Raw genomic sequence first — 19,045 nt, forward strand, 5'->3', positions numbered from 1 at the left:
ACTTTCAAGAGGTCTAAGGGGTGAGGGGGTGAAGGCGGCGAAGCCGCCTTCACCCCCTCACCCCTTACAGCGTAATAGCCTGTCATTTCGAGCGAAGCGAGAAATCTATTACATTATTATCATTTAAAAAATATTTAGTCGGACACTAGTGAGAAACTATAGTCAATAGTAGTGTAACTATAAAATATAGTTATATATTTGTGGTATGAAAACTAAAGAGTTAACCAAAGCCGAAGAGCAAGTAATGGAATACTTGTGGAAGCTTGAGCGAGCCTTTGTTCGCGACATTCTAGAGCTGTTCCCGGAACCCAAGCCTGCCTACACAACGGTATCGACCATTGTGCGAATTCTGGAGCAAAAGGGAATGGTAAGCCATACCGCGTATGGTAAAAATCATCAGTACTACCCGGTTGTTAGCCGGAGGGACTATGCACGCCTAGGTTTTAAGCATGTGCTGTCGAAACACTTTAACAGCTCGGTAAAGCGATTTGCCTCTTTTTTTGCAGCCGACAGTAACTTAAGTTTAACCGAACTCGAGGAGATGAAGGCTATGTTGGAAGAGGAGATCAGTAAACGTAAGGAGGAGGGGGGCGATGGTAATTCCTAGTATATTCATATACCTAGCAAAAGTAACCGTTTGCTTTTCGCTGCTGTATGGGCTTTACTTGCTCTTTTTGGCAAGGCAGAACAAGCCAGTTGCAAATCGATTTGTTTTGCTTGCAGCAATAATCGTTTCGCTTGCGTTGCCCTTGCTGTCAGTAAGCTATACGGTTACTAAGGTGGTTGATGTTGCCGAAAACACCAATCATAATGCAAACCCTAATTTTTTATCAACAGATATTTCTGATGCAGATAGTATGGTTGAAGCTACTGTCGCAAGCAATAATGTAGATCCAATAGTTCACCCATTTATCCTGAATTGGCAGTTCTGGCTAATGACCTATTTGGCCGTTGTTTGTGTAATGGCTGTGCGATTGGTATGGCAGGTTGTAAGGTTTGCTTTATCGATACAAAAAAATGCTCGTGTTGAGCTTGTGGGAGATACTAAGATTTGGGTGTGCGATAGTTGGGGCCAAACCTTTTCGTTTTTTGGTTTGATTGTTTTTTCGGAGAAAGATCTTCGAAATCCCAATCGCCACCTCTTGCTGCAGCACGAGTTGGTGCATGCCCATCAGCTGCATTCGCTCGATTTGCTTCTGGCCGAACTGTTTGCCGTTGTGTTCTGGTTCAATCCCCTTGTTTATTGGTATAAGCGATCCTTAGCCGAGGTGCATGAGTTTATTGCCGACAAGTGCGTTGTGCGCCACGGGGTCGATAGCCTGGAGTATAAGCAGCTTATACTCGACTGCATATCTACCTTGGTTGCCCCACGGGTTGCCAATTCCTTTAGTGCTAAACTTTTAAAAAATCGATTTGCTATGCTTACAAATGTTAAAGAAAGTAGAGGCATCTATAGATATTTACTTCTTATGCCCAGTGCGGCTGTGCTTTTTGGATTGTTCTCGTTTACCGTTGAGCGTAAGGTGGAATACCGCTTGCAATCAGAAGATGATGTAAATGAACAGGTAAGGTTAGCTGAGCCAAATGAGAGCCAAGAAACAGATTTTCTTTCGAAGGAGGCAAGTTTAAATCAGCCCAAGGCTTTGGCTGATATTAATGAAAATGTAGAGAAGGACTCTTCCGTACTTTATTCCCGCCTCGATAAGGAGATTGATGCTGATTTGGAGAAGATTATATCCATTCTTCAAAAACCACAGGCCGACCTCTTTTTCGGGAACCTTGCTCTAGGTAATAATACAGCTTTTACAATTTTGGGAACAGCATATGGTGAGCATATGCCCAAGTTCGTAATTACGTCAAAGAGTGATGGATCAGTGGTAAAGCCCTTGTCTGATTTAGTGCTTAACGACTTTGTTAAGCAATCATATATGATTGAAGCCGAAGGTGAGTACACTATGCGAATTAGCAACTATCAGCAGTTAGATTCGGTGCTGTACTACCTAGTTCTACCCAAAGGAAGTGATGGTAAGGTTGACTTTGGAATAAAGGTGATGGATAGGACGGTTTATCTTAGGGAGAAGGAAACCAATTCAAAAGCAGCAATTGAGGCTTATCGTATTACGCTAGAGAACGAAAACGATGGTGAGGTTACTGTAGTTCAACATTCGAGTAAGGGTGAAGTTGATAGCCTTGGCAAGAAGCAGGAACAAGAACTTTCGATCAATGCTAGAAAACTTGAGTTTTCAATGAAAAGAGGTGAGCCCGGTAACCCCAATTATCTTTCAGTAGGTGTGAGGTGCAATAACTTCGAGCTGCCACAACCCGATTTTCATCCCGACATTGACAATACAAACTTAACTAGGATTGGGGAAGATGCCACAAGCTGGCCCCTTAGCTATATTCATGAGAGTATAAATTACCCCAAATCGTACAAACCGAAACGCCGCAACCCCGATTTGGTTGAGGTTGAATTTGACCTATCAGAGGGAGGAGAGATAGGTGATGTAATGGTAACCAAAGGAATAAACCCTGAGGTAAATGCTGAGCTGGTGCGGGTAATTAGCCAAATGCCCGGCTGGAAATCCGAAAAACCCTATGGTAAACCCGTATCGGCGAAAGTTACTATGGGGTTTTGCTTGGTTAAAAACTAACTGCTTGGCTCCTGCCAAAAACTTTCGCAGCGCCCCTTTGCGCCTTTAGGTATTCCGTAATTCAAGTGTTTTATATACACGCTAAAGGCAAAATGGGCGCTTTGCTTTGCTATCCACAACAGCAGCAGCCTCCTCCCTTTTTTATCTCCGACTTGTAGAACCCAGCAAAGCCCTCACCAATCTCGTCGCGCACGCGACGGAATACTGCCATCACCTCATCGTCGGTTCCGGTGGCCTCTGCTGGATCGTCGAATCCAATATGCCATCGATTGCTTACTCTACCGGTAAAGGTTGGGCAGCTCTCGTTGGCTTCAGCGCAAACGGTTATCACGTAGTCGAACGATTGGTTTATAAACTCATCAACGCTTTTGGGTTGATGCGTTGAAATATCGATATTAATCTCGGCCATTGCCTTTATGGCTAGAGGATGAACCTCATTTGAGGGTTGGGTGCCAGCCGAGAAAACCTCAATGGTTTCGTCGAACGATTTTAGGAAACCCTCGGCCATTTGGCTGCGGCATGAGTTTCCGGTGCAGAGAATTAGAATCTTCATGGTTGCTTTTAAATTGATCAATACGTTTCTGTGTGTTCTTATTTTGTATTGCACGAGTTGGAGCTGCTGGCTTCTATTTCTTGAAAGAATCCATCGAAAAGGAGTTTAGCCCGCTGCATACTTTCCTTGCAAATGCAGTAGCACACTCGCGTTCCTTCAATCTCGCCGTGTATTAGCCCTGCTTTTTTAAGCTCTTGCAAGTGTTGCGAAACGGTGGTGCGGCTTAGGGGTATTTCGTTCGATATATCGCCCGATATGCAGGTGTTGGCATTGGCCAAATACCTAAGTATGGCAAGTCGTGCCGGATGTGCTAGAACCTTCGAAATAATGGCTATCTCCTGCAAATCGGCATCAAATAGGTCTGTCTTGTGATACGTCATGCTTTTTCTGTTTGATGACGCAAACATACTACATCTATCGGAATCTGAAATCCTTTTGAAGTGAATTTTTGCTAATTAGAACCGATAGCGAATACCCATACTAATGTTCGAGTTCCCTTCGATACCCGTTGCCGTTTCGGATAGGATGTTGAAAAAGGGCGTGTTTATCCATTGGATCTGAGCCTTAATTCGATCGTTCCCAATACCTAGGGTAAAGCTGTGCTCAAGTCTAAACGCCTTGTCCCAAACATCATAACCTGACATAGCTATTTCATCAATTTCAAAAGCTGTGGACGGTCTTGAGTTGGCAAAGAATAGTTTGGATAACCGAAGACCATAGGATAGCTCAACCCTTTTGTACCTAATGCCAATTGAGGGCTGAATAAATGGGCGGTGAATATTGTAGGTAATGCTTTGGTTAGAGTTCAGTGCCCTGTTTGCTGAATATAATCCGTATCCAGCGTACGTCTCAAAAACAAAAACGCTATCCTTACTAACAGGTATAAAGAAACCTACCCCAGCCTCGGCCATAAAGGCTCTAACGCTTGAGTTGTAGTTTCTGTTGTTTTCAATTTCTATGGGTGAGCTTACTTCTTCAGGTTTATGATCAGTAATAAACGCGGAAGTGTTGAACATAAGGGCAGTGTTTTTCCCAATGGCATGTGCTGCGTTTAGTCCAAAAAAGTTCATGTCGTCGGTTGCTCCATAATGTGCTTGCGCTACCGTTTCACCCTCTTCTTTTAGCAAAGGTATATTGGCATTGTTAGGCATATAGTATAGTGGAACGCATGAGGAGAATGCTAGCGTTACAAGCATAAGGTTTACTATTCGCTTCATGGGAAAGTTGTGTTGATTATGTGACCAAAGTTATCTAGGTTTTATAGATGTTGAAAACTGAATTATGGTCAATGCCTAGTGTTTGCAACTAATGGATGCAAATTTATTGCTTAAGCAGCCAGTAAAAACTAAAGGTTTGCATTTTCTGCAACGCTTTGGTAAAAAGGTTGTATATTTCGCAAAATTAAAACTGCTAGTTCTCATTATTTCGATAATATTAAAGTATGACTACATCCGAAGCATCGTCAATACAAGCACAGTTCCTAAGAGGAATTGAAGATGTTATTCCTGCAAACACATCATTAGTATCAGAACTCTCCGACATACTAGAAATAAGTAACGACAGTGCTTACAGACGAATGCGTGGCGAAACGCTGCTCAATATTTATGAGATTGTTAAGCTGTGCGAGCACTATCAAATCTCGTTTGATGCCTTTAGCAAGGTTAAAAGCGGTATGGTTACCTTTAGCTACTTACCTTTAGAGATAAGTGCTGAGAGCTTTGCCGAGTTTCTCGAGATAACCAGAAAACAGCTGGTGCAGCTGGCTTCGGCCAAGGATTCACGAATGTTACTGACCTGTTGCGAGGTTCCAATGTACTACCACTTTAACTACCCCGAGCTGGCCAACTTCGTTTTCTTTTACTGGATGCGAACCGTGATGAACTTGCCCGACCTGAGCAAGGTGAAGTACGACGCAGATTTTAGATTCGATGAGTTGCTAGCGAAAGGACAGACAATCTATGATGCCTACATAAGAATCCCTTCGGTTGAGGTTTGGACCAATTCTACTGTAGGTAGCATTATTAAGCAAATTCAATTTTACTGGGAGGCTGGTATATTTGAATCCAAAGAGGATGCCCTGCGCGTTTGTGCCGACCTGAGCAAAGAGATTGAGGATATTGAGCGTATGGCCGAAACGGAAACCAAGGTGCTAGTTTCCAACGATGGGGAGCAACCACAAAGTGTTGAGGCCGACACCCAACGGCCAGCCAACTTTAAGCTGTTTTTAAGCGATATTGAAATTAGCAACAACGGCCAGCTTAGCAACTATGGTGAGTTGCAGGCTGTTTCCCTTGGGCACTTCAGTTTTAATGCCATGCATACCAACAACGACACCTACTGTAAGAATACCGAGCAGTGGCTAAACAATATAATTAAGAAATCGACTCTAATTAGCGGTACATCAGAAAAGCAGCGTTTTCAGTTTTTTCAGAACATCAATAAGCAAATTGATGACCTCATGAAGAGGATTGCCGAGGGATAAAATCTTTAGAATGGAAGAGTTTTAACATCTACATTTCCACCCGACAGGATTATCCCCACCTTTTTGCCAGCAAAAAGTTCCCCGTTGGCTGATTCACCATCCTCTGTCGCACCTAATCATTTCGGACACAACTGCCACCGGGGTGTCAAAGATTTAAACGTTTACCTGCCAAAAAGATAGCAGGCAAAAGCGCAAGTACGCAAAGGATAGTAAGATATTAGCCAGCGCTCACTCCTCACCAATTTTAAGAATTTGCCGCAGGGCAAAGGCTTAAAAACAAACTCTGTGTCCTTAGTGTTACCTCAAGTATTGTAAGCAAACCATCCAGTTGCCCAGGCATAAGCAACAGCAAGTTCTTGCCGTAAGCAAGCAAAAAATACTCTGTGTTAATTGTTTAAATGTTTACCTGCCAAAAATATAGCAGGCAAGCCTGCCAAAAATATAGCAGGCAAGCCTGCCAAAAAGATAGCAGGCAAGCCTGCCAAAAAAATGTCAGGCAAGTTTGCCGTTCCCTTGGCAGGCAAAAACTCACATATCCTACCCAATACCTATTGCACCCCGCTGGGGTGCTGTTTGCTATGGTTTTGTTTCTATCGCTATTTGCCCCCGCTGGGGGCATCAAACAGCCATAGCTATTACACATTTGGCCCCAAGTTTAGAAGCAGGAGACATACAGAAACGTAATAACGAGCGCCCACGCCCCACCCATTTTAAGCATTTGCCAAAGGCAAAGGCGCAAAACAACCTCTGTGCCCATTGTGTTTCCTCAAGTATTGTCAGCACCCCATCCAATTGCCAACAGGCATAAGCTACATCAAGTTCTTGCCGTAAGCAAGCAAAAAAACTCTGTGTTAAAAGAATCTCACGCCAAGGCGCTAACCTGCCAAAAAGATAGCAGGCAAGCCTGCCAAAAAAATGTCAGGCAAGCCTGCCAAAAAGATGTCAGGCAAGCCTGCCAAAATTCTAGCAGGCTCAAAAAATCGCTCTATAATTAAATGAGAAATTGAGTGAAAAGAAAAACGGTTAACCTTATTTAGGAATTTACAAGGTTAAAAAGGAAGTTTTTCAACATCAACATTACCACCCGATATGATGATACCCACCTTTTTCCCTTCGAAAACCCCGCGGTTTTGCATTATGGTGGCAACGGGTACTGCCGATGATGGCTCAATAATTATTTTCATCCTTTCCCAAACAAGCCGCATAGCCTCAACAATAGCCTCTTCGCTAACGGTTAAAATACCATTGGCATACCTCTGTATAACTGATAATGTTAGAGGACAAAGCGAAGTGCGGAGACCATCGGCAATTGTATTGGGTTGTACCGAGGGGTAAAGCACCCCATCGCGAAGCGAGCGGAAAGCGTCGTCGGCATTTTGAGGCTCGCCAGCGTAAACCTCAATTTTTGGGTTGGTTTCCTTGGTGTAGATTAGCGTTCCGGAGAATAGCCCGCCGCCGCCAACGGGTGTAATTATTGCTTGTAAATCGGTAACTTCTTGAAGCAACTCGAGCGATGCAGTGCCCTGTCCGCATATCACATGAAAGTTTTCGTAGGGATGGATAAAGGTTGCCCCCGTGTCGGCTTGAACTTTTTTCAACTCCCTTTCGCGAGCCTCCTGGGTCGATTCGCAGGTGAAAATCTTGGCACCATAGCCCTCAACCGCCTTGCGCTTTATGGCTGGGGCATTTTCTGGCATTACAATGTACGCAGGAATCCCTCGCATCGATGCAGCTAATGCCAGCGCAGCGGCATGGTTGCCCGAGCTATGGGTGCAGACCCCTTTTTGGGCAAGATCTTCGGAGAGACTAAACACTGCATTTGATGCCCCGCGAAACTTAAAAGCCCCAACCTTTTGAAAATTTTCGCACTTGAAGTACGCATTACAGCCTAAGATCTTACTTACCGATTGCGAAGTGAGTACTGGGGTACAGTGGGCGTATTGTTTTACAATGCTATAGGCTTTAACAATATCATTTTTTGTTGGAGCGATCATAGTTCAACTGTTTGTATGCTTCGAAATTATCTAAAATGCGCTTTTTAACTTCGTACTCGCTGGCAATAAGGAGAAAACCTTCGGTAAAACTGCAAAACTCCATAAACCTGATGGCTTCAACCCCCTCCAGTCCTGTTAGTTCGTTCACTATCCCAGCCGAGAATTTTCTTGAAATAATATCCCATCGCTGCTCTTCAACCCTTTTCTCCTCAATCTTTTTCATCTGTTTCGAGTACCAGTCCTCGCCAAACACAAACCCACCTGTTGCTGGGGGAGTATTCACAAGTTCCATTCGGTCGATGACTTTCTTTACGTACTCATTAAGCTTCTCCTGTAGCTCCTCGTTTTCCGATTTGGGTATATCCATAGAGGCAACCTCCTTTATAAATCGTTGGTATGAACCGAAGCGGGTTATCTTAACTTCTCTTATCTCGTACGATTTGGGAGTAAGCCGAATGGGGTAGTAAAGAGAGTCGGGGTTAAATTGTCCCCACGAGGGAATCCTCATCTGGTGAAAACCTAGGGCCGAAATCACAAGGGTGTCGCCAGCCGCAACTGGCATTTCAAAATAGCCTAGCATATCGGCAACAACACCCTTTCGGATACCTGTATTTACCACATGGCCAAGTGCAATGGGGCTACCATTGCTGGCGTTTACCAGCTGAAAATGAACGGTACGTAAGGTGTCCTTGTTATGCTGAGCCAATGCGGCTGAGCAAAGTATTGTAAGCAAAAAAATTTGGGGTATCGTTTTCAAATCTTCTGATTTTTCGATACCCCAAATTTATAAGGATGTTTGGAATTATTTAGCCATCGGAGTTTTACTTAGCTAATTTTAACGGCATCATGCTGATCTATAGAGGGCCATCTAATCAACCAATAAAAACTGAATCTACCTGCCAAGATGTTGCTTTAGCCAGCTGTCAATTTCCCATGCCTGATGTAATATCGATTGCCTGGCTCTATACCCATGGCTTTCGAAGGGTAGCATAACCAAACGTGCAGGCCCACCATGGCCATTGATGGCCTGATAGAATCTCTCGCTTTGCATGGGGAACGTACCGCTATTGTTGTCGTCAACCCCGTGAATTAGTAGTATTGGGGTTTTAATCTTGTCGGCATGCATGAATGGCGACATGCTGTTGTATACATCGGGAGCCTCCCAGTAGGTGCGCTCCTCGCCTTGAAAACCAAAGGGCGTTAGCGTTCTGTTGTATGCTCCGCTTCGGGCAACTCCCGCTGCAAACAGGTCGCTGTGGGCAAGTAGGTTGGCAGTCATGAATGCACCGTACGAGTGCCCACCAATTGCTATGCGCTTTGGGTCGGCTACACCATCGTTTACCAAGTGGTCAATGGCTGCCTTGGCATTCGCAATAAGTTGTTCAACAAAGGTGTCGTTGGGGAGGAGTGAGTCTTGTCCCACAATGGGCATACCAACCTGATCGAGAACGGCGTATCCACGGGCAACCCATAAAATTGGCGATAATCGGGAAGGGCGAATAAAACGATATGGAGAGCCTGTAACCTGTGCGGCCAATTCTGGATCGACATATTCTCTGGGGTAAGCCCACATGAGAACGGGGAGTTTCTTGGAACCCTTTTTGTATCCAGCTGGTAGATATAGGGTTGCCGACAGATCAACTCCATCGTTGCGCTTGTAGCGCACCATCTCCTTCTGAACCTCTTTTAGCTGTGGGTAAGGATGTGGGTAGTCGGTAAATGGCGTAATACGCTTCCTACGTAAATCTCTGATGTAGTAGTTGGGCTGCTCTGTTTCCGATTCGCGTTGGGTTAAGATGTTACGAATGGGGTCGTCAAGAATTGCTACGAACCGCTCGTAGTAGGGTGCCTGGCATTGCCATAGCCTTTTGGTGTTAAGCGTTTCAATATCTAATTCGTCAAGAAAAGGCATGTCACCTTCGGGCGATGCACCTTGACCCGATAGGTATAGCTTCGTTCTATGCTTATCGGTTCTAAGCGTTCGGTACCCATTGGGGTTTGCTTCGGTGATAAGGCTGCCGGGATCGCCATATGCATCTTGATAGGATCTATCCCAAACTACACGCTTGGGTTGTCTCTCATCCGATGGGTTGAAGAAACTAACCACCATTCGGCGTGTTTCCCACCAGCGTTCGTAAACAACGGCCATCTGGTCCCAGCCCCAAGTAATTCCAGCATATCTGAAGTTAAGCGAGAGGAAAGGGGTAGCGCTGGTGTTGAATGGAGCATCAAGCGTGTAGAGAAGATCACGAATCTCGGCAATCCTTTTGGGATCTCCCTCGTCTTGCGCTTCTACCCAAACTATGGTCGATGGCTTGTCGTTGCGCCACTGGTGGCTACGTGGACCTTTGCGCACAGCGCTAAATCCTTGGGGAATGCTTTCGGTAAGCGGTACCTCGGTAAGTTTCTTAATTAGCTTTCCGTTGGTATCCCAAACCTCCACTAGCTGAGGAAACCGATGGTAAGGCACAATGTACGAAAAGGGGCGAATGATTTGTTGAACCAGAATATACTCCCCATCGGGCGATATGGAGTAACTACCAATAAGTCCAGGGTTTCCAATGGTTTCGGGATCGTTCCCCTCGGATGCTTTTTTTAGAACGCTGGTGGCGTAGTACTCAAACTTTTGCTCATCAAGTGGATTTTGCAGAAGATCCTGATAGGTACGTACCGTTGTTTTTTTCCCTGATGAAACCTGAATCGATGGGCCCTCGGGTAAAGCATCCTCGAAGGTTAGTCCTTCGCGCTCGAGTACCCGTGATGAGTAGATGAAATATTGGCTGTTGGGTGCCCACTCAACGGTTCCGCGCCCAAGCACCTCGTGCACATTGCTTGCCCAGCGTGTGGCCTCTCCATTGGCAACGTTGGCTACCCAAATCTCAATATTCTTTGGAAAGTATATGGTGATGGCCAGCTTGTTACCGTCGGGCGACCAGCTAAAACCTTTAATATTGCCGTTGCTTGGTAGCCCAGTAACGGGGTACTCATCTTTTGCTTCGAATTTACGAAAGGTGAGTTTTTCCCAAAGCCGAGGCTTGCTCGATCCGAAGTTTTCGGGGTTTAGCCTTATGCCAGCTAACCTCAATTCGGTTTGCGCCATCTCGGCAATGTCGGGCATTCCCTGTGGGTAGGCAAATAGCACGTGCGAGCGTGTTGGGTTTAGATATAGTGATGGTGTTGAGGGTGCATCAATTAGCTCAAGAAGTTCCTTCGCAGGTTCCATATAGCGCGTTGGCTCTTGGGCAATGCTTGCTATTGTGCAGGCAATAAGCACTAGCGTAATTGGGAAGATGGCAATTCTTTTCATTGTGTAGAGTTTATGGGTTAAAATATTCTGAAGTTCGATGTTGAGGCTGCTTGAACTGTTTTGACCAAAATTACCATTTTTGGTTTAAGGAATTTTACAAACCTCCAAAAAACAATTATTTTTGGCATTCGGTAAACTAGAATAAAAAATCAACAAAGATGATGGAGAAGTATAAGGCTATAGTTGAGAACACTTGGGAAAATCGTCAGAGTGGTTTCTCGGAAGAAACCCTAGAGGCTATTGAGCATATAATTGAGATGTTGGACAAGGGAACTATTAGAGTTGCTGAGCCAAAGGGCGATGAGTGGATGGTGAACGAGTGGGTTAAAAAGGCCGTAATTATGTACTTCCCCACTCGCCAGATGGAGACCATTGAGGTGGGGCCATTTGAGTTTCATGATAAAATAGCCCTAAAGAAGAATTATGCCGAACTAGGGGTGCGCGTGGTGCCACATGCTATAGCCCGCTACGGATCGTTTGTGGCCAAGGGGGTTATCATGATGCCATCGTACGTTAATATCGGTGCTTTTGTTGATGAGGGTACAATGGTTGACACTTGGGCAACTGTGGGTTCGTGTGCCCAGATTGGAAAGAATGTCCACCTCTCCGGCGGAGTAGGCATTGGTGGCGTGCTTGAACCAGTGCAGGCAGCCCCAGTAATTATTGAGGATGGTTGTTTTATTGGTTCGCGCTGCATAATTGTTGAGGGCGTTAGGGTTGGTAAGGAGGCTGTGCTGGGAGCCAATGTGGTAATAACCAAATCGACCAAAATAATTGACGTTACTGGAAGTGAGCCCATTGAGTATAAGGGCGAGGTTCCTCCACGCTCGGTTGTTATACCGGGGTCGTATACCAAAAAGTTTCCTGCAGGGGAGTTTCAAGTTCCATGCGCCATGATTATTGGTCAGCGTAAGGCGTCGACCGATCTTAAAACCTCCCTAAACGATGCCCTAAGGGAGCATAGTGTTGCGGTTTAGCTTATTGTTTTCTTTCTCAATAATTCTTTATTAATTGTGGTAGAGTCGTTTGGTAAGATGCGCTTGTTTAGGCCAGTGTTTCTTAGGTAATGGGATAGTATGCATATGTCATTTGCAAGGAGTAAGGTTGAGGCTTGGCTAAAGTCAGTAATTGCTACGGCTCTTTCTGTTCTGTTGGCCCAATCGGTAGTTGTTGGTTCTGAAACATCCCACAATAAGGATTATGATGTGGTAAACCAGTCGTTCTTTCAGGCTGCATACTATCGGGGGGCTGTATATCCGCACCATGATTATATCCAGTTTCATGCAAGTGGATTTGTTAATGGGCTCGACCTACGCGTGGGCAAAAATTTGCCTAAGGTTCGTCCGTTAAATCCGCCTATGCTGGGAGTGGGGGTATATGCGTCTGGCCTTGGGAATAGCCGTGTGTATGGCAATTTGTACAGTGGCTTTGTATTCTTCACATCGCAATACGTTACAGGTAAGCAATTCTCGCTTGGTACAACTATCACCAGCGGTTTAGGGTATATTACCCGGCCATACCATAGGATAGACAACCCTATGAATCAGGCCAATGGTTCGCACTGGAATGCATTTATACAGCTATCGCTCGAGATGCAATTCAGGGTTTCATCAGACCTTTCAATAATGGTAAGCCCTATTTATTCACATGCATCGAACGGAAGAGTTAAGTTGCCCAACTCGGGCATAAACACTTTTGCCTTAAGGCTGGGGGCAAACTATATGCTTAAGCAATCGCCTAGTGCAATTAGTCAAGTTGATGATTTAACAGATTTACCCAATAGGCATAGAATTACGCTGTTGTTTAATGGTGGTGTGTTTGAGGATAACAAATCTAAACCTATTCCCTGCTATACGCTGGGTTATGCTACTTATTACTCGTACTATGTTAACCCAATGGCTAGGGTAGGGGCTGGAGTTGATATGTTTTATATCCCCATAGATTATTCGATATACCCCGAAAATAAGATGGTAAGTGATTACGCCCCTCTGTCGGGAGGTATACACTTTGGCTACGAGTTTGTTTGGGATAAGCTTTCGTTTGTAATTCAACAGGGTGTAAGGGTGTTAAGTTCGAACCCCAACGAGTCGATACTTTTTTCAAGGGTAGGCATAAGGTATAGGTTTGCCAATAAGCTTTTTGTTAACTGTAGTCTAAAATCGAGTAAACTAGCTGCCGAATACATCGAGTGGGGAGTAGGTTACGATATTAATCTTTAGGTAATGGGTATGTGTCGCAAATTATTAGCCATAGCAATTATATGTATGCTTTCGCTTTGCGGATGCGAAGATATGATATTGGATAGATACGGCGATATTGAAACGGTTGAGGAGACGCTACCTGTTATCACCAAGTTTGAAGTGCTTAACGGATTTAACATCTACCTAAAACCCGATACTCTTTATAAAATTATTGTTGAGGCACCCAGTGCAATGTTGGGTGATATTGTTTTTGATGTGAATGAGGGTGTGCTCACGCTCTCCGATAAAAACGGTTTTAAGTGGAATCCTGCATACGTAACCCCTAGTGTTACCATTTGCTTTCCAGTACTCGAACATATTTCCATTGCTGCACCTGCCAACATTAAAACCATAGGCACTGTTCAGCAGGAATCGTTATACATACTAACAACCTTGCATACCGGTGTAGTTGAGCTGGATGTAGATGTGGATCGACTTAATATCATCACTGGTAATTCAATCGACTCTGGGATCTTTATTGTGTCGGGAAGGGCTGCCAACGCAAGTTTTTGGATGCGCAATTCCGCCTCGCTTAACGCCCTATCGCTCGATGCTGGGTTTGTTAGGATGATAAATAATACCAAGGGCGATAGCTATGTGCAGGTAAACCAAACCTTAAGGGTCGTTCTCAACTCGTACGGTAACGTATATTACACCGGAAACCCTACCACTATCGATATCCAAGAGCGAAGCTCCACGGGTAATCTGTATCCTCTTTAGCCAAGAACCATAATTAAGTTGACTCGAAAGGTTTTTAGCTATAACTTGTACTCCCAAAAACAAGTTGTCATGCTTAAGATTTTTCATAATCCTCGCTGCAAGCATAGCCGTGCAGGGCTAGAGTATCTGAAATCGAAAACCGGTGAGTTTGAAGTTCGTGAGTACCTAAAGAACACCCTTACCACCGACGAGATAAAGGAGATTCTTTTGAAGACCAACCTCGAACCTTCGGCCATTGTTCGCCCGCAGGAAGATTATTTCAAAAAATTCCTGAAAGGGAAGAGTTTTACCGTGGACGAATGGGTTAAGATCATCAGGGAAAATCCCAAGCTGTTGCAGCGTCCTATTGTTGTAGGCAAGTTAAAAGCCGTTATCGGAAACCCTCCCCATGAAATTGATAAGGTGCTGCGATAATACCGGTGTTCTTTGTTAGTAGTCACTTTTTTGTTTGCTAAACCCTAAAACCAAATACTATGGCTACCCCACAATTTAAGTATTTCGACCCCTATCCTCTGGGTGATGACAAAACCAACTACTACCTGCTTACCAAGGACTTTGTGTCTACCTCAAATTTCGAGGGGCATGAAATTCTAAAGATTAAGCCCGAGGGGCTAACCCTTTTGGCGCAAACGGCGCTTCGCGATGTGTCATTCATGCTTCGTACGGAGCATTTGCAGCAGCTGGGCGAGGTGCTAAGCGACCCCGAAGCCAGCGAAAACGATAAGTACGTGGCGCTTACCCTCCTTAGGAATGCCGAAGTGTCGGCCAAGGGTGTACTTCCCTACTGTCAGGATACAGGTACTGCGGTTATTTTTGCCCGTAAGGGGCAAACCGTTTGGACAGGAGCGAACGATGCGGAGGCGCTGTCGCTGGGCGTATACAAAACCTACACCGAGGAGAATCTGCGCTACTCGCAAATCGTTCCCCTCGATATGTATACCGAAAAGAATTCTGGCACAAATCTTCCAGCACAGATAGATATAACCGCCACATGCACCGATGATTATAGATTTATTTTTATAGCCAAAGGAGGGGGCTCGGCCAATAAAACCATGCTTTTTCAAGAGACCAAGGCTTTGCTTAACCCCGAAAAGTTAGAGCAGTTTTTAATTGACAAGATGCGCTCGCTGGGAACGGCTGCATGCCCGCCCTACCACATTGCATTTGTGATTGGTGGAACATCTGCCGAGGCCTGCCTCAAGTACGTGAAGTTGGCATCGGCCAAATATATGGATAGCCTGTCTACCGAAGGGAATGAGGGGGGGCAAGCCTTTCGTGATGTGGCTCTGGAGAAGAGGATATTAGATGCTGCGTATAAGCTGGGCATTGGAGCTCAGTTTGGTGGAAAATATTTTGCTCTCGACCTCAGGATTATCCGCCTGCCTCGTCACGGTGCTTCCTGCCCAGTGGGTATGGGAGTGTCCTGTGCAGCCGATAGAAATATCAAAGCAAAAATAAACAAAGAGGGTATTTGGATTGAGAAACTCGACGGTAAGCCTGGGCGCTTTATTCCCGATGAATATCGAAAGGATAATACAGAGGGTGCTGTAAGCATCGACTTAAATCAACCAATGGAACAGATCCTAGCGCAGCTTTCAAAGCATAAGGTGGGCACAAGATTATCGTTAAGCGGCATCATTGTGGTGGGGCGCGATATAGCCCATGCTAAGCTTAAAGAGCGAGTTGAGAGCGGCGAGGGACTTCCTCAATACATTAAGGATCACCCCATATACTATGCCGGACCAGCTAAAACACCAGCAGGAATGGCATCGGGTTCCTTTGGCCCAACCACCGCTGGGCGAATGGATTCGTATGTGGATCTGTTCCAAAGCCACGGCGGCAGCATGGTGATGATTGCCAAAGGCAATAGGAGCAAGGCAGTTACCGATGCGTGTAAGAAGTATGGTGGGTTCTATCTGGGTAGTATTGGTGGGCCAGCAGCCATACTGGCTCAGGAGAATATTAAAAAGGTTGAACTTATTGAGTATCCCGAGCTGGGAATGGAGGCTGTTTACCGCATCGAGGTTGAGGATTTTCCAGCCTTTATCCTTGTGGATGACAAGGGCAACGACTTTTATGCCATGATATAGCATCAAGATATCTCCAGCAATTTCAATGACCCAGACGTTGTGGCTAAATTATTGGACAGGTTATACAGAATTATAGCACGGAATTGATGATTGTCTTGTCTTCAGTCTTAAGACACGCATTTTTACCCGAATTATTAAAAAACATTGAAACTTATGCAGCAAATAAATTTTCAACTCGTCGTTTTGGTGTCAAATCAATTATGTAAAAAGATCATGAAAAATGCGATTCAACACCTAAGCGTAGCCATAGCATTAAGCGTGGCCATTATTACATCGTCATGTGTAACCACATATAGCGGCGAAACCGTTAAGGAGGATAGGGCTTTAGCTAACTTCTCATCCATTCAGCTGGCCATTCCGGCCGATTTGTACCTATCGCAGGGCGATACCTATAGCTTTACCATCGAGGGTGATAAAGATTTTTTGAGCGAAGTTATCACCGAGGTAAAGGGTAGCTCCCTTGTTATTAAAACCGAGGGTTGGGTAAACTTTGGATGGAGAAATCTGAAGGTAAAGGTTTTTGTAACTATGCCCGAGGTTAATGGCCTTACCGTTTCTGGCTCTGGCGATATTCGGGCTCAAACCCCAATCGCTACAGAGAACCTAAGTGTACGTGTTTCGGGAAGTGGCGATGTGAACATATCCAACCTAACGGTTCGTGATTTGGATGTTGCCGTCTCTGGTTCGGGCGACGTGAAGCTGTCGGGCAAAGGGAGTGCTGGAGATGCCAGCGTTAAGGTTACCGGTTCGGGCGATGTTGCTCTTCATGGAATTGAGTTCAATAATGCCGAGGTAAGCATTTCTGGTTCCGGTGATGCTTACCTAGTCGCTAGTCAGAGCCTTAAGGCTCGTGTTGTTGGGAGCGGCGACATTGTGTACTCCGGAAACCCATTGGTCGATGGTAAGGTATCGGGTTCGGGACGAATTAGAAACAAATAGCCTCAAGTTTTGTTACTAAATATAAAAGGGAGAAAGCGTTACGGTTTCTCCCTTTTGCTTAAAACTATTTTAGTAACAAAAGACTTCAACTATGTACAGGGTCGAAAGAGATACTATGGGCAAGGTGAATGTGCCAGCCGATATGCTATGGGGGGCTCAAACCCAGCGATCGCTTCAGAATTTTAGGATAGGCAGTGAGCGGATGCCCGAAGAGGTGATAAAAGCATTTGCCATTATTAAAAAGGCAGCTGCATTAGCTAACCATAAACTTAGGGTTTTGCCCCAACATAAAATGGATTTGATTGTAGCCGTGGCCAATGAGATTATTGACGGCAAGCATATCGATCAGTTTCCGTTGGTGGTTTGGCAAACGGGTTCGGGTACTCAAACCAATATGAACCTGAACGAGGTTATTGCCAATAGGGCGCATCTGCTAAGCGGTGGTTCGCTCCTTGATGCAAAGAAAATCCTTCATCCCAACGATGATGTGAACCTCTCGCAGAGTAGCAACGATACATTTCCAACAGCCATGCATATTGCATCCTACTCAACCTTGATAGAACAAACCATACCTGCATTAAGCGCTTTGCACAAGCTGCTCGTTGCAAAAAGCAATGAGTTTTCTGAGGTAGTAAAGATTGGTCGCACCCACTGGATGGATGCCACACCGCTAACCCTTGGGCAGGAATTCTCTGGGTATGCATCTCAGGTTGAGCATGGCATAAAGGCTTTAGAGAATACGCTGCCCCATATGCTCGAACTGGCGTTAGGTGGCACCGCAGTGGGTACAGGGATAAATGCCCCCAAAGGTTTTTCCCTGCTGGTGGCCGAAATCATAGCAGATCTTACTGGATATCCATTTGTTTCGGCAGGCAATAAGTTTGAGGCATTGGCTGCACACGATGCCTTTGTTGAAACCCACGGGGCGCTCAAGCAGATAGCCGTAAGCCTTATGAAGATTGCCAACGATATTCGAGTGATGGCCTCAGGTCCACGCAGTGGAATTGGTGAGCTAATCCTGCCGGCCAATGAGCCCGGCTCATCCATAATGCCCGGTAAGGTTAACCCAACACAGGTTGAGGCGCTCACCATGGTATGTGCACAGGTTATTGGTAACGATACGGTCATTGCCGTAGGTGGGATGAATGGCCATTTTGAACTCAACGTGTTTAAACCGCTCATTATTCAAAACTTTATGCAGTCGGCTAAGCTGCTAGCGCAGGCTGTGCAGAGCTTCAATACCAATGCGCTACAGGGATTAAAGCCCAACTTGCAAAATATTGATCGTAACCTTGCCAACTCGCTAATGCTTATCACAGCCCTTAACCCACATATAGGTTACGAAAAATCGGCTGAGATAGCCAAAATGGCTTACGACCAGAATCTGACGCTCAAAGAGGCTGCAATGCAGCTGGGCTATGTGTCCGAAGAGCAGTTTGATAGGTGGGTGGATCCTAGGAGGATGGTGGGGAGGTGAAAGAATGATGAATAATGAATATTGAACACCGAATTTTGAAGTTGTAATCCCAACGGTTGGTGGTGTTAGATTTATTATCGATAGCTAATTAGAATGTTTCTCCTAATTCTCTAAACATTTCCATTGATCTTATGTAACGAATATTAAGAGCTTTACAGGGTTCTGGGATTTTAATTTTGCTCTTCATTTCAGGTCTACTCACTTCTTGGGTAACAATTGTCCTTGTGGTTGTGTCACCCAAAGCGTAAGCAATAATAAAGGCATCTGCTTCGTCAGCATCTAAGAATTCATTTATAGCATTCTGTGAATAATGAGAGTTTCTTGAAAAAGCCCAAAGTGTAACTAGCCTGTATTCATTAATAACTTCTATAGTGTCTTTGAAAAAATTAACAGGTAAATTATTTGTGCACCAATATTCTAATGCATCATTTTTATCGTAAATCTCATTTTTCACCTTATCAATGCTAATTATTTTACCTTCAAGTGCTAATTGTTTTACTTTATTCCAAAAACTGAAAGCAACGTCAAGTGGGTAGGTGTCTCTATGCGCCTGAATAAAAAAATTGCTATCTACTATATAGACTCCCATCCA

Annotated in this window: 17 protein-coding genes; 10 read left to right on the forward strand and 7 right to left on the reverse strand. The window is 44.9% G+C overall.

Going from position 1 to position 19,045, the window contains the following annotated elements:
• The first annotated feature begins 205 nt into the window (after positions 1–205).
• On the forward strand, positions 206–607 hold the full coding sequence (locus G8O23_RS11780) for a BlaI/MecI/CopY family transcriptional regulator (protein WP_166365046.1): 402 nt from the start codon (positions 206–208) through the stop codon (positions 605–607).
• Positions 594–2,651, forward strand: coding sequence for a M56 family metallopeptidase (locus G8O23_RS11785; RefSeq protein WP_166365048.1), 2,058 nt, complete (start codon positions 594–596; stop codon positions 2,649–2,651). Before G8O23_RS11780 ends, G8O23_RS11785 begins: the two co-directional genes overlap by 14 nt.
• A gap of 109 nt (positions 2,652–2,760) precedes the next feature.
• On the opposite strand, the gene G8O23_RS11790 is transcribed toward G8O23_RS11785, so the two are convergent.
• The 3 genes from G8O23_RS11790 to G8O23_RS11800 form a co-directional block, all read right to left on the reverse strand.
• On the reverse strand, positions 2,761–3,204 hold the full coding sequence (locus tag G8O23_RS11790) for an arsenate reductase ArsC (protein ID WP_166365050.1): 444 nt from the start codon (positions 3,202–3,204) through the stop codon (positions 2,761–2,763).
• Positions 3,205–3,242: 38 nt separating this feature from the next.
• Positions 3,243–3,584, reverse strand: a complete 342-nt coding sequence (locus G8O23_RS11795; RefSeq protein WP_166365052.1) for an ArsR/SmtB family transcription factor — start codon at positions 3,582–3,584, stop codon at positions 3,243–3,245.
• Positions 3,585–3,659: 75 nt separating this feature from the next.
• Positions 3,660–4,421 carry a hypothetical protein gene (locus G8O23_RS11800; RefSeq protein ID WP_166365054.1) on the reverse strand — a complete coding sequence of 254 codons (762 nt, stop codon included), beginning with the start codon at positions 4,419–4,421 and terminating at the stop codon, positions 3,660–3,662.
• A 224-nt stretch (positions 4,422–4,645) separates the two neighbouring features.
• Between G8O23_RS11800 and G8O23_RS11805 the strand changes: the two genes are divergently transcribed.
• Positions 4,646–5,686 carry a hypothetical protein gene (locus G8O23_RS11805; RefSeq protein ID WP_166365056.1) on the forward strand — a complete coding sequence of 347 codons (1,041 nt, stop codon included), beginning with the start codon at positions 4,646–4,648 and terminating at the stop codon, positions 5,684–5,686.
• A 1,049-nt stretch (positions 5,687–6,735) separates the two neighbouring features.
• Here the strand turns inward: G8O23_RS11805 and G8O23_RS11810 are convergent.
• The 3 genes from G8O23_RS11810 to G8O23_RS11820 all read right to left on the reverse strand — a co-directional run bounded on the left by G8O23_RS11810 (position 6,736) and on the right by G8O23_RS11820 (position 10,987).
• On the reverse strand, positions 6,736–7,680 hold the full coding sequence (locus G8O23_RS11810; RefSeq protein WP_166365058.1) for a pyridoxal-phosphate dependent enzyme: 945 nt from the start codon (positions 7,678–7,680) through the stop codon (positions 6,736–6,738).
• Positions 7,658–8,437, reverse strand: a complete 780-nt coding sequence (locus tag G8O23_RS11815; protein ID WP_166365060.1) for a carboxypeptidase-like regulatory domain-containing protein — start codon at positions 8,435–8,437, stop codon at positions 7,658–7,660. Before G8O23_RS11815 ends, G8O23_RS11810 begins: the two co-directional genes overlap by 23 nt.
• Before the next feature lie 135 nt (positions 8,438–8,572).
• Positions 8,573–10,987, reverse strand: a complete 2,415-nt coding sequence (locus tag G8O23_RS11820) for a prolyl oligopeptidase family serine peptidase (protein WP_166365062.1) — start codon at positions 10,985–10,987, stop codon at positions 8,573–8,575.
• A gap of 158 nt (positions 10,988–11,145) precedes the next feature.
• On the opposite strand from G8O23_RS11820, the gene G8O23_RS11825 reads away from it, so the two are divergent.
• From G8O23_RS11825 to fumC, 7 genes are all read left to right on the forward strand, one after another.
• Complete coding sequence (locus tag G8O23_RS11825; RefSeq protein WP_219932502.1) at positions 11,146–11,964, forward strand: 2,3,4,5-tetrahydropyridine-2,6-dicarboxylate N-succinyltransferase; 819 nt, start codon at positions 11,146–11,148, stop codon at positions 11,962–11,964.
• A 105-nt stretch (positions 11,965–12,069) separates the two neighbouring features.
• Positions 12,070–13,206, forward strand: a complete 1,137-nt coding sequence (locus tag G8O23_RS11830; RefSeq protein ID WP_166365064.1) for an acyloxyacyl hydrolase — start codon at positions 12,070–12,072, stop codon at positions 13,204–13,206.
• Positions 13,207–13,215: 9 nt separating this feature from the next.
• On the forward strand, positions 13,216–13,947 hold the full coding sequence (locus G8O23_RS11835) for a GIN domain-containing protein (protein WP_166365066.1): 732 nt from the start codon (positions 13,216–13,218) through the stop codon (positions 13,945–13,947).
• A gap of 69 nt (positions 13,948–14,016) precedes the next feature.
• Positions 14,017–14,361, forward strand: a complete 345-nt coding sequence (locus G8O23_RS11840) for an ArsC/Spx/MgsR family protein (protein WP_166365068.1) — start codon at positions 14,017–14,019, stop codon at positions 14,359–14,361.
• Between the two features lie 59 nt (positions 14,362–14,420).
• Positions 14,421–16,037 (forward strand): fumarate hydratase, encoded by a 1,617-nt coding sequence (locus G8O23_RS11845; RefSeq protein ID WP_166365070.1) that lies wholly within the window; start codon positions 14,421–14,423, stop codon positions 16,035–16,037.
• 213 nt (positions 16,038–16,250) lie between these two features.
• On the forward strand, positions 16,251–16,976 hold the full coding sequence (locus tag G8O23_RS11850) for a head GIN domain-containing protein (RefSeq protein WP_166365072.1): 726 nt from the start codon (positions 16,251–16,253) through the stop codon (positions 16,974–16,976).
• A 91-nt stretch (positions 16,977–17,067) separates the two neighbouring features.
• The gene (gene fumC / locus G8O23_RS11855) at positions 17,068–18,453 is read left to right on the forward strand and encodes a class II fumarate hydratase (protein WP_166365074.1); all 1,386 of its coding nucleotides are present in this window, start codon (positions 17,068–17,070) and stop codon (positions 18,451–18,453) included.
• Positions 18,454–18,541: 88 nt separating this feature from the next.
• On the opposite strand, the gene G8O23_RS11860 is transcribed toward fumC, so the two are convergent.
• Complete coding sequence (locus G8O23_RS11860) at positions 18,542–19,042, reverse strand: DUF4411 family protein (RefSeq protein ID WP_166365076.1); 501 nt, start codon at positions 19,040–19,042, stop codon at positions 18,542–18,544.
• Between the last annotated feature and the right edge of the window lie 3 nt (positions 19,043–19,045).

This window comes from Perlabentimonas gracilis (assembly GCF_011174675.1).
Lineage (GTDB): Bacteria > Bacteroidota > Bacteroidia > Bacteroidales > Tenuifilaceae > Perlabentimonas > Perlabentimonas gracilis.

What these genes read in the sequence shown, in the direction of transcription:
- G8O23_RS11780 (WP_166365046.1), top strand. Translation starts at nt 206, where the DNA reads ATGAAAACTAAAGAGTTAACCAAAGCCGAAGAGCAAGTAATGGAATAC.
- G8O23_RS11785 (WP_166365048.1), top strand. Translation starts at nt 594, where the DNA reads ATGGTAATTCCTAGTATATTCATATACCTAGCAAAAGTAACCGTTTGC.
- G8O23_RS11790 (WP_166365050.1), bottom strand. Translation starts at nt 3,204, where the DNA reads ATGAAGATTCTAATTCTCTGCACCGGAAACTCATGCCGCAGCCAAATG.
- G8O23_RS11795 (WP_166365052.1), bottom strand. Translation starts at nt 3,584, where the DNA reads ATGACGTATCACAAGACAGACCTATTTGATGCCGATTTGCAGGAGATA.
- G8O23_RS11800 (WP_166365054.1), bottom strand. Translation starts at nt 4,421, where the DNA reads ATGAAGCGAATAGTAAACCTTATGCTTGTAACGCTAGCATTCTCCTCA.
- G8O23_RS11805 (WP_166365056.1), top strand. Translation starts at nt 4,646, where the DNA reads ATGACTACATCCGAAGCATCGTCAATACAAGCACAGTTCCTAAGAGGA.
- G8O23_RS11810 (WP_166365058.1), bottom strand. Translation starts at nt 7,680, where the DNA reads ATGATCGCTCCAACAAAAAATGATATTGTTAAAGCCTATAGCATTGTA.
- G8O23_RS11820 (WP_166365062.1), bottom strand. Translation starts at nt 10,987, where the DNA reads ATGAAAAGAATTGCCATCTTCCCAATTACGCTAGTGCTTATTGCCTGC.
- G8O23_RS11825 (WP_219932502.1), top strand. Translation starts at nt 11,146, where the DNA reads ATGATGGAGAAGTATAAGGCTATAGTTGAGAACACTTGGGAAAATCGT.
- G8O23_RS11830 (WP_166365064.1), top strand. Translation starts at nt 12,070, where the DNA reads ATGTCATTTGCAAGGAGTAAGGTTGAGGCTTGGCTAAAGTCAGTAATT.
- G8O23_RS11835 (WP_166365066.1), top strand. Translation starts at nt 13,216, where the DNA reads ATGTGTCGCAAATTATTAGCCATAGCAATTATATGTATGCTTTCGCTT.
- G8O23_RS11840 (WP_166365068.1), top strand. Translation starts at nt 14,017, where the DNA reads ATGCTTAAGATTTTTCATAATCCTCGCTGCAAGCATAGCCGTGCAGGG.
- G8O23_RS11845 (WP_166365070.1), top strand. Translation starts at nt 14,421, where the DNA reads ATGGCTACCCCACAATTTAAGTATTTCGACCCCTATCCTCTGGGTGAT.
- G8O23_RS11850 (WP_166365072.1), top strand. Translation starts at nt 16,251, where the DNA reads ATGAAAAATGCGATTCAACACCTAAGCGTAGCCATAGCATTAAGCGTG.
- fumC (WP_166365074.1), top strand. Translation starts at nt 17,068, where the DNA reads ATGTACAGGGTCGAAAGAGATACTATGGGCAAGGTGAATGTGCCAGCC.
- G8O23_RS11860 (WP_166365076.1), bottom strand. Translation starts at nt 19,042, where the DNA reads ATGGGAGTCTATATAGTAGATAGCAATTTTTTTATTCAGGCGCATAGA.